Annotated in this window: 10 protein-coding genes; all 10 read left to right on the top strand. The window is 71.4% G+C overall.

The annotated features are described in order from the left end of the window. Genes WC969_04100 through WC969_04055 form a run of 10 tightly spaced genes read left to right on the top strand, consistent with a single transcriptional unit; the run spans position 1 to position 12,188 of the window. The gene (locus WC969_04100; protein ID MFA6029020.1) at positions 1-351 is read left to right on the top strand and encodes an NADH-quinone oxidoreductase subunit A; all 351 of its coding nucleotides are present in this window, start codon (positions 1-3) and stop codon (positions 349-351) included. A gap of 8 nt (positions 352-359) precedes the next feature. Further along, the gene (locus WC969_04095) at positions 360-839 is read left to right on the top strand and encodes an NADH-quinone oxidoreductase subunit B (protein MFA6029019.1); all 480 of its coding nucleotides are present in this window, start codon (positions 360-362) and stop codon (positions 837-839) included. After that, a complete protein-coding gene (locus WC969_04090; protein ID MFA6029018.1) occupies positions 836-1,441 on the top strand; it encodes an NADH-quinone oxidoreductase subunit C in 606 nt (201 codons plus the stop codon). Before WC969_04095 ends, WC969_04090 begins: the two co-directional genes overlap by 4 nt. Further along, entirely contained in the window at positions 1,438-2,769 is a 1,332-nt protein-coding gene (locus WC969_04085; protein MFA6029017.1) for an NADH-quinone oxidoreductase subunit D, read from the top strand. Before WC969_04090 ends, WC969_04085 begins: the two co-directional genes overlap by 4 nt. Beyond that, positions 2,766-4,574, top strand: a complete 1,809-nt coding sequence (gene nuoF, locus WC969_04080; protein ID MFA6029016.1) for an NADH-quinone oxidoreductase subunit NuoF — start codon at positions 2,766-2,768, stop codon at positions 4,572-4,574. Before WC969_04085 ends, nuoF begins: the two co-directional genes overlap by 4 nt. Before the next feature lies 1 nt (position 4,575). Beyond that, positions 4,576-6,189, top strand: coding sequence for a 2Fe-2S iron-sulfur cluster-binding protein (locus WC969_04075; protein MFA6029015.1), 1,614 nt, complete (start codon positions 4,576-4,578; stop codon positions 6,187-6,189). Continuing rightward, complete coding sequence (locus WC969_04070) at positions 6,186-7,292, top strand: complex I subunit 1 family protein (GenBank protein MFA6029014.1); 1,107 nt, start codon at positions 6,186-6,188, stop codon at positions 7,290-7,292. The genes WC969_04075 and WC969_04070 overlap by 4 nt, the downstream gene beginning before the upstream one ends. Next, entirely contained in the window at positions 7,289-7,852 is a 564-nt protein-coding gene (locus WC969_04065) for an NADH-quinone oxidoreductase subunit I (GenBank protein ID MFA6029013.1), read from the top strand. Before WC969_04070 ends, WC969_04065 begins: the two co-directional genes overlap by 4 nt. Continuing rightward, entirely contained in the window at positions 7,849-10,893 is a 3,045-nt protein-coding gene (locus tag WC969_04060) for a HEAT repeat domain-containing protein (protein ID MFA6029012.1), read from the top strand. Before WC969_04065 ends, WC969_04060 begins: the two co-directional genes overlap by 4 nt. Continuing rightward, positions 10,890-12,188 (top strand): solute carrier family 23 protein, encoded by a 1,299-nt coding sequence (locus WC969_04055; GenBank protein ID MFA6029011.1) that lies wholly within the window; start codon positions 10,890-10,892, stop codon positions 12,186-12,188. Before WC969_04060 ends, WC969_04055 begins: the two co-directional genes overlap by 4 nt. Positions 12,189-12,223 lie beyond the last annotated feature (35 nt).

Genomic DNA, 12,223 nt, shown 5'->3' with positions numbered 1-12,223 from the left:
ATGGCCATCGCGTTCATCCTCAACGTCCTCATCGTCCTGGCCCTCGCGGGAGGGATGAGCTTCGCCTCGGCGCTGCTCGGCCCGCGCCGCCGCTTCAAGGGGGAGAAGGGCGTACCCTACGAGACCGGCATGCCTCCCTGCGGCTCCCCGCTCGGGCGCATGAGCGTCTCCTACAGCCGCCTCGCCGTGCTCTTCGTCGTCTTCGACGTGGACCTCGCCTTCCTCGCCCCCTGGGTCCTGCTGCGCGACTCGCTCACCCTCGGCGCGATGGTCTCGATGACGGTCTTCATCCTGCTGGTCGGGCTGACCCTCGCCTATGTCTGGCGCAAGGGCGCCCTGGAGTGCGACTGAGCGACCCCATGGGACTGGAACAGATCGAAGCCCCCGGCATCCTCGTCTCGCGGCTCGACGACGCCGTCGGCTGGGCGCGCAAGTTCTCGCTCTTCCCGTACCCCTTCGTCACCGCCTGCTGCGGGATGGAGTACATGTCGGTCTCCTGCTCCCACTACGACCTCGACCGCTTCGGCGCCGCCTTCCCGCGCTTCTCGCCGCGCCAGGCCGACCTCCTCATGGTCGTCGGCACCATCAGCCATAAGATCTCGCCGGTCCTTCGCCGCATCTACGAGCAGATGGCCTCGCCGAAGTGGGTCGTCGCCTTCGGCGTCTGCACCTGCACGGGCGGCTTCTACGACAACTACGCGACGGTGCAGGGCATCGACACGATCGTGCCGGTCGACCTCTACATCCCGGGCTGCCCGCCGCGCCCGGAGGCCGTGCTCAAGGGCCTGATGATGCTGCAGGAGAAGATCCAGCGCGACGGACGGAAGGCCGGACTATGAACGGCGTCGAGCTCTGCGAGAAGCTTCGGGGCCTCCTCGGTCCCTCCGCGGTGACCGGACACGCCGGCTCCGGCTTCGACGGCGTCGTCGCCGTCGAGCAGGAAGCCGCGCGCAAGGCGCTCGAGCTCCTCAAGGACGAGGGCTTCAACGTGCTCGTCGACCTGACCTGCGTGGACTACCTCGGCTACGGCGCCGCGCCCGCGCGGCCGTCGCCCTCGCACCCCGAACGCGGCCGCCGCTGGGAGGCTCCGCGTCCGCCGCAGCGCTTCAAGCTCGTCTACCGCCTCATGGACCTCGAGGCGGAGAGCGGCCTGCCGCGCCGCCGCGTCGCCCTCGACGTCTGGGTCCGGACCGAGAACGGCACGCGCTCGGTCCGCGACCTCTGGCCGAACGCCGACTGGCTCGAGCGCGAGGTCTGGGACATGTTCGGGCTCGGCTTCAGCGACCGTCCCGACATCCGCCGCATCCTGATGTACGACGAGTTCCAGGGCCATCCGCTGCGCAAGGACTACCCCATCCGCCGCCGCCAGCCGCGCATCGGTCCGAAGGACGCTCCCGCCGCCGCTCCCGAGAGGGAGCTGCGCCCGAGGCCCGCGCCATGAACGCCCGGACCCCCGAGAAGAAGTCGTATTTCCTCAACATGGGCCCGTCGCACCCGGCCATGCACGGCGTCATCCGCCTCCTCGTCGAGCTCGACGGCGAGCGCGTCGTGGGCGCCGAGGCCGAGATCGGCTATCTGCACCGCGCCTTCGAGAAGCAGGCCGAGGACGACTCCTGGAACAACGTCATCCCGTTCACCGACCGCCTCAACTACGTCTCCCCGCTCATCAACAACGTCGGCTACTGCCTCGCCGTCGAGAAGCTCTGCGGCATCGAGGTCCCCGAGCGCTGCAAGTACCTGCGGGTCCTGGCCTCCGAGATCTCCCGCGTCACCGACCACCTGACCTGCGTCGGCGCCTCGGCGATGGAGCTCGGCGCCTTCACCGTCTTCCTCTACCTCATGCAGGCCCGCGAGGTCCTCTACTTCCTCGTCGACCGGCTCACCGGCGCCCGCGTCACGACGAGCTACGCCCGCATCGGCGGGGTCAAATCCGACCTCCCCGCCGGCTTCGAGGACGCGCTGCGCGAAGCGATCGCGAAGGTGCGGCGCTCCATCCGCGAGGCCGACCTCCTCCTCACGAAGAACCGCATCTTCATGGACCGGGTCCGCGGCACCGGCGTCCTCCCGAAGGAGACGGCGCTCGCCTACGGCATCACCGGGCCCATGCTGCGCGCCAGCGGCGTCCCCTACGACGTGCGCCGCGCCCTGCCCTATCTCGTCTACGACCGGCTCGACTTCGAAGTCCCCGTCGGCTCGACCGGCGACAACTACGACCGCTACCTCGTGCGCCTCGCCGAGACCGAGCAGAGCCTGCGCATCATCGAGCAGTGCCTCGAAAGGATGCCCGCCGGCCCGGTGGGCGTCCACGAGGGACAGCTCCTCGAGGCCGGCCTCATGGCCGACCTCGGCAAGCGCGGGAAGACCGGCCACATCTGGAAGGCCCGCGCCGACGGCGACCCCGTCCTGGAAGGGACGGGAAGCGCCGTCAAGGAGGGCATCAGCGCCGCGCGGCCCGAGGCCGTCCTCCCGGCCAAGGAGGAGGCCTACGGCTCCATCGAGGGCCTCATGCGCCACTTCGAGGTCGTCATGTGGGGACGAGGGATCGTCCCGCCGCCCGGCGAGGCCTACTTCCCCGTCGAGGGCGGCAACGGGGAGCTCGGCTTCCACGCGGTCTCCGACGGCGGGGACAAGCCCTGGCGCGTGCGCGTGCGCCCGCCCTGCTTCTTCAACATGGCGGGGCTGCACACGATGCTCGCCGGCGGGATGGTGGCCGACGTCATCGCCACCTTCGGCTCCCTCAACATGATCGCAGGGGAGCTCGACCGATGAGCATGACTCCCGAGCTCCGCGCGGCCCTCGAGGCCCTCACGAAGCGCTACCCGGAACCCGCCATGGGCCTCGTCGAGGCCCTTCGAGAGGTTCAGCGCCGCCAGGGCCGCGTCGCGCCGGAGGCCGAGGCCGAGCTCGCGGCCCTCTTCGGTCTGCCCGCCGCCCGCGTCCATGAGGTCGCGACCTTCTTCCCGTACTTCACGGCGGAACATGCCGGCAGGCACCGTCTCTGCGTCTGCCGCAACCTCTCATGCCAGCGGCGGGGCGCGGGAGACCTCGTCGGGCACCTGCACCGCGCGCTCGGCCCGGAAGGCCAGACGACTCCCGACGGCCTCCTCTCCTGGGAGGCTGTCGAGTGCCTCGGGGCCTGCGACCACGCGCCCGCCGTCGCGCTCGACGACGAGCTCCTCGGAGCGGGGACGCCCGCCTTCCTCGATGCGCTCGTCGCCGACCTGAAGGCCGGGAAGCGCCCGAAGCCCGTCGAACCGCGGCTCTACGCCCCTCCCGCGGACGGCGCCCCCCGGGTGCTGACGACCCATTTCTCGGAGCCCTCCCTGCACCGCCTGGAGACCTACCGCCGCTTCGGCGGCTACGCCGCCCTCGAGAAGGCGAAGGGGATGGAGCCTTCCGCCCTCCTCGCCGAAGTGAAGTCGGCGAACCTGCGCGGGCTCGGAGGCGCCGGCTTCCCGGCCGGCATGAAATGGGAGACCGTCCCGCCGAAGTCCCAGCGCCAGGCCCCGCACTACCTCATCGCCAACGCCGACGAGAGCGAGCCCGGCTGCTACAAGGACCGCGTCCTCATGGAGCGAGACCCCCACGGCCTGCTCGAGGGCCTCTGCATCGCCGCCCGCGCCCTCGATGCCGACGGCGTCTTCATCTTCCTGCGCGGCGAGTACGCCTTCCAGAAGCGCGTCCTCGAGACCGCGATCGCCGAGGCCCGCGCGGCCGGCGCGACCGATCGGGAGATCCTCGTGGTCTCCGGCGCGAACGCCTACATCTCGGGCTGCGACACCGCCCTCATCGAGACCCTGGAGGGGAAGAAGGCCCAGCCCCGCCAGCCCCCGCCGTTCCCGACGGTCGCGGGCCTGCTCGGCTGTCCCACGGTGGTCAACAACGTCGAGACCCTCATGATGCTGCGCGCGATCGTGCGCGACGGGGGAGCGGCGTTCGCGAAGCTCGGCGTCCCTCGCAGCGGCGGCACGAACGTGTACTCCGTCAGCGGCGACGTCGAGCGGCCGGGCGTCTACGAGTTCCCCATGGGGACGCCGATGAGCGTCCTCCTCGCGGCCTGCGGCGGCGTGCGCGGCGGCCGCCGCCTGAAGGCCGTCATCCCCGGAGGCACCTCGACCCCGGTGCTCACCGCGGCCGAGGCCGCCGCCGTGAAGCTCGATTTCGACGCGCTCCGTACGGCCGGCTCCTTCCTCGGCGCCGGGGGGGTCGTCGTCCTCGACGAGACGGCGGACATGGTCGAGGTCCTGCATGTCATCGAGCGCTTCCTCTGGCACGAGAGCTGCGGGCAGTGCACCCCCTGCCGCGAGGGCTCGGGCTGGGTGGAGCGCATCCTGCGGAGGATCCTCGGCGGCGGCGGGGTCCCCGAGGACAAGGCGAACCTCGTGCGCATCGGCGAGAACGTCACCGGCCGCGTCATCTGCGCGCTCGGAGACACCGTGGGCATGGTCGCGAAGGCGATGATCGAGAAGTTCCCCGAGGACTTCGACCGCCGGCTGGGACGCTCCAGCGCCGGAGCCGCGTCCCAGCCCCTCACCCCCGCCCCCTCTCCCGGCGGGGCGGGAGAGGGGAGATAATATGGCGGCAGACATCACCCTGAGCATCGACGGGAAGAGCGTCACGGTGCCTGAGGGGACGCTTGTCATCGAAGCGGCGAAGAAGACCGGCCTCGAGATCCCTCACTACTGCTACCACCCGGCCCTCGGGAACCCCGGCGTCTGCCGGCTCTGCCTGGTCCAGGTGGAGGGGATGCCGAAGCTCCAGGTCGCCTGCCGTCTGAACGCGAAGGCCGGGATGGTCGTGCGCACCGACTCCGAGCTCGCGCGCCGCGCCCAGGCCTCCTCGCTCGAGTTCCACCTCGTCAACCACCCGCTCGACTGCCCGGTCTGCGACCAGGCCGGCGAGTGCATGCTCCAGGACTACTACCAGCGCTACGGGCTCTATGCGAGCACCGTGAAGGAGGACAAGCGCCACAAGGCCAAGCGCGTCGATCTCGGCCCCCATGTGATGCTCGACGCCGAGCGCTGCGTCCTCTGCTCGCGCTGCACCCGCTTCTGCTCCGAGGTCCCGAAGACCCACGAGCTCGGCATCTTCCAGCGCGGCGACCGCAGCGAGATCGGCCTCGCGCCGGGCAAGCGCCTCGACAACCCGTATTCCGGCAACGTCGTGGACCTCTGCCCCGTCGGCGCGCTGACCGACAAGGACTTCCGCTTCCAGGTCCGCGTCTGGTACCTCGACAGCGCCCCATCGGTCTGCACCGGCTGCGCGCGCGGCTGCTCGATCGACGTCCATACGAGCACGCTCCGGCCCTGGCACAACGGCGGCCGCCGACTGGCCCGGCTCAAGCCCCGGCAGAACCCGGCGGTCAACGGCTGGTGGATGTGCGACGAAGGCCGTTACGGCTTCGCCTGGACCGACGGCCCTGCGCGCCTGAGCGCCTCCTCCCTCATGAAGGGGAAGGCCCCCGGCGCCGTTGCGACGGACGACGCGCTCAAGCTCGTCGCCGCCGAACTCTCCGAGCTCTGCCGGACGAAGGGCCCCGAGGGACTCGCCGTCGTGCTGAGCGCCTCGCTCTCCTGCGAGGACCTCTACGCGGCGAAGAAGCTCTTCTCCGAGCGCCTCAAGGCCGGACACGTCCTGGTCGCTCCGGGCCCTGATGGGCTCGGGGAGGAGGACGCCCTCCTGCGCCGCAGGGAGAAGGTCGCGAACCTCCGCGGCGCCCAGGCCCTCAGCTTCGGCTCGCGGGTGCGGGAGAGCTCGTGGGACGCCCTGCGCGAAGGGCTCCGCTCCGGTAAAGTCTGGGGCGTCTACGCCGTCGACCGCGACCCGCTCGCCGTGCTCGGCGACGGGATGCTCGACACCCTCGCCCGCCTGCCCTTCACGCTCCACCAGGGCGCGCGCGCGAACCTCTTCACCGGCGCCGCCCGCTGGGTCCTGCCCTCCGCCTCGCCCTTCGAGAAGGACGCGACCTACGCGAACTTCGAGGGCCGCCTCCAGCGCGCCCGCAAGGCGCTCTCCCCGCTCGGAGAAGCCCGGCCCGACTGGGCGCTCTTCGCCGGGGTCCTGCGCGGGCTCGGCGCCGAGTTCAGCCCGGACTCGGCCGCCGCCGTCTTCGCCGCGCTCGCGAAGGAGGAGAAGCCCTTCTCCGGGCTCTCCTTCGACCTGCCTGCCGGGGGGGAGCTCCTGCGATGAGCTGCCTCCTGAGCTGCCGGCTGTCCTGCCTCCTCGAGTCCCTCGACCCCCGCCTCGTCCAGGGCGCCTGGTCGCTCGTCCTCGTCCTCTTCGCGGTGAACTTCGGGATGGGCATGGCCGCCCTCCTGAGCTGGGTCGAGCGCAAGCAGAGCGCTTTGCTCCAGGACCGGATCGGCGCCAACCGCGCCTCCATCTTCGGCTTCCGGGTCCTCGGCCTCTTCCACATCTTCTCCGACGCGATCAAGCTCCTCACGAAGGAGGACTTCATCCCGCCCAAGGGCCTGCGGCCCTGGCACGACCTCGCCCCGGCCTTCAGCCTCGGCTTCGCCGCGCTCTGCCTCGCCGCCCTGCCCTTCGGGGATCACATCGACTTCCTCGGCCGCTCCTGGAGTCTCCAGCCGCTGCCGATGGGCTCCGGGATCGTCTTCGTGCTCGCGATGCTCGGCGTGGGCGTGCACGGCGTCGTCATGGCGGGCTGGGCCTCCGGCAGCGCCTACTCCCTGCTCGGCGGCCTGCGCGGGGCGGCGCAGATGATCTCCTACGAGGTGGCGATGCTCTCCATCCTCGCGGGCCCTCTCTTCCTCTACGGGACCCTCGACCTCGCCGAGGCCGCGCGCGCCCAGGCCCATATGATCGGAGGAGTCCTCCCGGCCTGGGGAATCTTCCTCCAGCCGCTGGCCGCGATCCTCTTCCTCACCGCCGGCGCCGCCGAGACCAAGCGCGCGCCCTTCGACCTCCCCGAGGGGGAATCCGAGATCGTCGGCTACTTCACCGAGTACTCCGGCATGAAGTTCGGCATGTTCATGACCACCGACTTCGTCGAGACCGTGCTCCTCGCGGGACTGACGACGACCCTCTTCCTCGGCGCCTGGCACGTCCCCGGGCTCTCCCTGCTCGGCCTGCCCCAGCCGCTCTTCGCGCTGATCGGCGTCGGAGCCTTCATCGCCAAGACCTGCGCGGTCGTCTGGCTGCTCATGCAGATCCGCTGGACCCTGCCGCGCTTCCGCTTCGACCAGCTCCTCGCGCTCGGCTGGAAGAACCTCCTTCCGCTGTCCCTGATGAACTTCCTCGCCACGATCTGGATCATATGGGGATTGCGATGACCCTTCCCCGCCAGAAGGTCGTCCCGGTCCTCCGGCCCGAGATGGGGCTCTCGGAGCGCGTCTACCTCATCGAGGTCTGGAAGGGCCTCCTCCTCACCTCGCGTCACTTCTTCGTGAACCTCTGGCGGCACACCCTGCGAGCGCTCGGCGTCGAGACGCTCCCCGGCGCCGTCACCATCCAATATCCCGAGGACCCCGCGGTCGTCGCCCGCCGGGCCCGCACCCGTCACCGCCTCCTCAAGCGCGAGGACGGCACGCCGCGCTGCGTGGCCTGCATGATGTGCGAGACCGTCTGCCCGGCCAAGTGCATCCGCATCGTCGCCGAGGAGAGCCCCGAGGTCATGATCGAGAAGCGCGCGAAGAGCTTCGACATCGACCTCGGAGAATGCGTCTTCTGCGGCTTCTGCGTCGAAGCCTGCCCCGAGGACGCCATCCGCATGGACGCGCGCCAGGTGGAGCTTTCGGCCTTCGCGCGCGAGGACATGGTCTGGCACATCGACGAACTGCTCGGCGACAAGCCCAAAGCGCTCCCGATCCGGCCGTCCAAGGACCCGCTTTGAGCGCCGCGCTCCTCCTCATCCTCCTCTCCACGCCCTGCCGCGCCCAGCCCGACCAGCCCTTCGCCGCCGCCCTGGACGCCGTGCGCATCTCGACCGGAGACCTCGCCGTCCGAGCCGACCGCTGGCCGACGCCGATGACGCTTCGGGCGGTCGAAGACGCCCTGCGCGCTCCCGCGTCGCACCCGGGGAAGGCCGTGAGCGAAGGAGGGGCGACGCTCTCCGCCATGGCCGATGAGGCCGCAGGTCTCCTGGAGGTGAAGCCGTCCACCTTTCAGGCCGCGCCGCTCCCGCCGGCACTGCCCGCCGGCCTGAGACCCGTCGCCGAGCCCGTCGGGCGCCTCCTCGCGGCCATTTCCGCTGCGCGCGCAGACATGGCCCGCGCCGTCGCCTCGCTCTCTCCGCCCGAACGCGCTCGCGCGCTGGAGCTGGTGCGCGCCTGGGTGACGAACGGGAACCCCGAGCCGACGCCCGCGGACATCCGCGTCCTCGAGCGCTTCGACGTCGGCGCGGTCGTCTCCGCGGCGCGCCGGGTCCTCGACGAGCTCGAGCCCGCCGCCGCGGGCATCGCGGCCCCGAAGGAGGACGGCTACGCCTGGCCGCGGCGGACCCGCGTTCCCATGGAGGGGGGAGACCTCCTGATCGGAGGCTTCGGCGACGATGAATACTCCGCGAAGGACCTCGAAGGCGTCGCGCTGCTCGTCGACCTGGGAGGCCGCAGCACCTATCTCTGCGCGCCCGCGGCCGCGGGGGAGGGGGAGGTCCGCGTCGTCCTGGATCTGAGCTCCGAGGTCGTCGTCGGATCCTCTTCCGGAACCGCCTCCGGGACCTTCGGCGTCGGGGTCCTGGCGCTGCCGCGCGCGCGCGCGGGCGTCGTCCTGCGCGGGGGGGACGTCTCCCTCGGCGCCGGCCTGTTCGGAGCGGGAGCGGTGCTCCTGAACGGTGAAGCCAAGGTCGTCGGCGGACGCTTCAGCCAGGGCGCGGGCGCCTTCGGCATGGGTCTCTTCCGCTCGCGAGGGGACACGTCGAGCTTTCAGGTCCGCATGGCGGGGCAGGGCTTCGGCTTCACGCGCGGCGTCGGGATCTTCTCGCATGCGGGCGCGGGAGCCCATCTCGACGGCGGGCTCGTCGAGCCCGACCCGCGCGAGCCGCTCGCGGCGCTCAGCATGAGTCAAGGCTTCGGGTACGGCCCGCGCGCCTGGATGGCCGGCGGCATCGGCATCGCCCGCGTACGGGGCGACGGCTGCACCCTGGACGCCTCCTACATGGCGCAGGGCGCCGGCTACTGGCATTCGCTGGGGCTCCTCACGGTCGAAGGCGACCGCTGCCGCGTCCAGGGCCGCCGCTACGTCCAGGGAGCGGGAGTGCACACGGCCGCGGGGACTTTCATCCTGCGAGGTTCGAACAACCGCTCCATCGTCTGGGGCGCCGGCCCGGCGCTCGGCTGGGACTACGGCGTCGGCATCCTCGACGTCGAAGGAAGCTCGAACTCCTGCCAAGGCGAATGGGCGACGATGAAGGGCGACGTGAACGGACACTCGCTGTCGCTTATCCAGGGGAACGGGAACCGCCTCGAGCTCCCCGACGCCGCGGGCGGAGCGCTCAAGCGCGGCGCTCCCTCCTACGGATTGCTGGCGGTCCACGGAGAGAGGAACACCTACGCCGCCGGCTCTTCGACGAGCTTCGCTGGGCCGCTCGCGCTCGCCGCGGACCCCTGGAGCGCGAGCGTCGGGGGACTCGTCCTCGCCGCGCCCGCGGAGCCGAAGCCCGAATGGCCCGCCGTCCAGCGCGGCACCGCCTTCGTCGCGGAGCGCGACCGCCTTGAGGAGCTCCTGCGGCGGGCGGAGGCCCTCCCGCCCGCCGGGCGCGCCGCGCTCTGGCTCCAGGCGGCCTCCTCCTCCGGACTCGACGGCGAGACCGGCATGGCCGCCGCCGCGAAGCTTGCGGCCCTCCCCGCGGAGGCGCGCTCTGAGCTCGTGCGCCTCGTCTCGGCCGGAAACTTCGACGCGAACCTCTGGCTCTCGACGCTGGTCCCGGCTTTCGGTCGGGTCCTCTCCCGGACGATCCTCCTCGAGCTCGCCAAAGCCGAGCCGGTCCGGCGCCTGGCGCTGGCCCCGCTCCTGCGCGGCCTGCCGGTAGAAGAAGCCCTCGGCCCGGCGGTCGATCTCGCCACCGCGGAGGATTGGCGCCTGCGCCGCGGCGCGGCCGGGACGATCGGAAGCCTGCTCGCCCGCCGGCGCGGGCAGGAACCGGGCCGCCTGCGCCTGCTCGAGGCCGCCCGCGCCTACGTCCTGAAGCCGTCGGCCTTCCCCGCGGGGTCGAAAGCGGAGGAGGAGTGGCTCCGCTCCCTCGGGGAGCAGCGCCTGGGAGACCTCTACGCCGCCCTCGCGCTCGGAGAAGGGATGACCGCCGACGAGCGGGTCGCGCTCCTGCGCGCGGCCCCGAGCCCGTTCTCCGCCCTGCCGCCCTCGACCCTCAAGGCCTTCGCCGCCGTGCTCTCAGCCCGACCCGCCGCGTACGCCTCGGCGTTGAGCGCCGAACTCGCCGAAAGCGCCGCGCAAGAGCCGCAGGCGCGGAAGGTCCTCGCCCGACTTCTCGACGATCAGGAACCGGAAGTCGTACAGGCCGCGCTCGTCGCACTCTCCGCCCTCGGCCGCCGGGAGGACGCCCCGCTCATCGCGCGCTTCCTCGTCCATCCTTCCGCCTATCTGCGCGAGAGCGCCGCGGCCGGCCTCGGACGGATGGGCGCCGAAGGGGAGGGGGAACTCCGCAAAGCGCTCGGAGCCCCGGAAGCCCGTACGCGGGCGCTCGCGGCGGCCGGGGTCTCCCAGACGACGGAAAAGAAGGTCCTTCCCCTGCTCGGGAAGGCCCTCGGAGACCGCGACGCCTCGGTGCGCCGGACCGCGCTCGCGGGCCTCCTCGCCCTCCCCTCGCCGCTCATCGCCGAACGCGTCCGCTTCAAGAAGCAGCTCGACCGCCTTGCTCTCAGCGACCCGGACCCTTCCGTCCGCTTCGCCGCGGAGAGAACCAGGAGAGGATTATGACCGACCGCAACCACAAGACCTACTACCCCGAAGACCGCCTGCCGCTCGCCCGCCTCATCCCGCTCGGCATGCAGCACGTCGTGGCGATGTTCGGAGCCACCGTCCTCGCGCCCATCCTCATGGGCTTCAACCCGCAGGTCGCGCTCTTCTTCTCGGGCGTCGGAACGCTCGTCTTCATCTTCATCACCGACTTCAAGGTTCCGAGCTACCTGGGCTCGAGCTTCGCCTTCATCGGCCCCGTGCTCGCCGTCACCGCCGGGGACCCCGCGCGCATCCCCGAGGCCCTCTTCGGCATCGCCGCGGCCGCCGTGCTCTACGCCCTCGCCGGCGCGGCCACGCTGCGCTGGGGCTCGCGCTGGATCGACCGGCTCATGCCGCCGATCGTGACGGGGACGGTCGTGGCCATCATCGGGCTCAACCTCGCGTCCTCGGCGGTCGGCAACGCCCTCAACGCGGAGTTCGCGCTCGACGACATGGGAGACCTCCTCCGGCTGAGCGTGGCCGTCACGACCTTCCTCACCGCCGCCCTGGTCTCCATCCACGGGCGCGGCCTGCTGCGGTTGCTCCCCATCCTCACCGGCGTCATCGCCGGCTACGCGCTCTCTGCGGCGACCGGCATCCTCGACCCGGGGATCCTGCAGGAGCTGCGCGAGGCGCCCTGGCTGGGCCTGCCGCCCTTTCAGAGCCCCGTCTACAGCCTCCGGGCCCTGTTCGTCATCGCGCCCGTCTTCGTGGTGCTCGTGGCCGAGAACAAGGGGCACATCGAGGCCATCTCCGGCTTCATGAAGCGCGACCTGAACCCGCACCTCGGGCGCGCCTACCTCGGCGACGCCTGCGCGAGCTTCATCTCGGCGCTCGGCGGCGGCACGCCGCAGACGACCTATGCGGAGAACATGGGGGTGATGGCCATCACCCGCGTCTTCAGCACCTGGAACTTCGTCGCGGCGGCGTGCATGGCGATACTCCTGGGACTCTGCCCGAAGTTCGGGGCCCTCATCCAGTCCATCCCCTCTCCGGTGCTCGGGGGAGTCACGCTCATCCTCTACGGCCTCATCGCGCTCATGGGAGTGCGCATCTGGATGGACGCCGGAGTGGACTTCCACGACCACCGGAACCTGGTGGTCGCCGGGACCTCGCTGATCGCCGCCACGGGCCTCGGGGTCAAGGGCGTGACGGTCGCGGGGGTCAACATCGCGGGGATCGCGTTCGGGACCCTGCTGGCGCTCGCCTTGAACTTCCTGCTCTCCGTGGGCGTGCCCCGCGACCCGCAGGACTGCCGGACCGAACGGCCCTGACGAGGCCGGCGGACGGGGAGCTTTCCCCGGCCGCC

It is taken from the genome of Elusimicrobiota bacterium (assembly GCA_041660925.1).
Taxonomy (GTDB): domain Bacteria; phylum Elusimicrobiota; class Elusimicrobia; order UBA1565; family UBA1565; genus JBAZUV01.
The sequence above is the reverse complement of the archived record's forward strand: the minus strand, read 5'-3'. Positions and strand labels throughout refer to the sequence as shown.

Bases quoted from the DNA above. Each gene is read 5' to 3' on its own strand.
- nuoF (MFA6029016.1), top strand. From the start codon at position 2,766: ATGAGCATGACTCCCGAGCTCCGCGCGGCCCTCGAGGCCCTCACGAAG.
- WC969_04090 (MFA6029018.1), top strand. From the start codon at position 836: ATGAACGGCGTCGAGCTCTGCGAGAAGCTTCGGGGCCTCCTCGGTCCC.
- WC969_04065 (MFA6029013.1), top strand. From the start codon at position 7,289: ATGACCCTTCCCCGCCAGAAGGTCGTCCCGGTCCTCCGGCCCGAGATG.
- WC969_04070 (MFA6029014.1), top strand. From the start codon at position 6,186: ATGAGCTGCCTCCTGAGCTGCCGGCTGTCCTGCCTCCTCGAGTCCCTC.
- WC969_04100 (MFA6029020.1), top strand. From the start codon at position 1: ATGGCCATCGCGTTCATCCTCAACGTCCTCATCGTCCTGGCCCTCGCG.
- WC969_04095 (MFA6029019.1), top strand. From the start codon at position 360: ATGGGACTGGAACAGATCGAAGCCCCCGGCATCCTCGTCTCGCGGCTC.
- WC969_04055 (MFA6029011.1), top strand. From the start codon at position 10,890: ATGACCGACCGCAACCACAAGACCTACTACCCCGAAGACCGCCTGCCG.
- WC969_04085 (MFA6029017.1), top strand. From the start codon at position 1,438: ATGAACGCCCGGACCCCCGAGAAGAAGTCGTATTTCCTCAACATGGGC.
- WC969_04075 (MFA6029015.1), top strand. From the start codon at position 4,576: ATGGCGGCAGACATCACCCTGAGCATCGACGGGAAGAGCGTCACGGTG.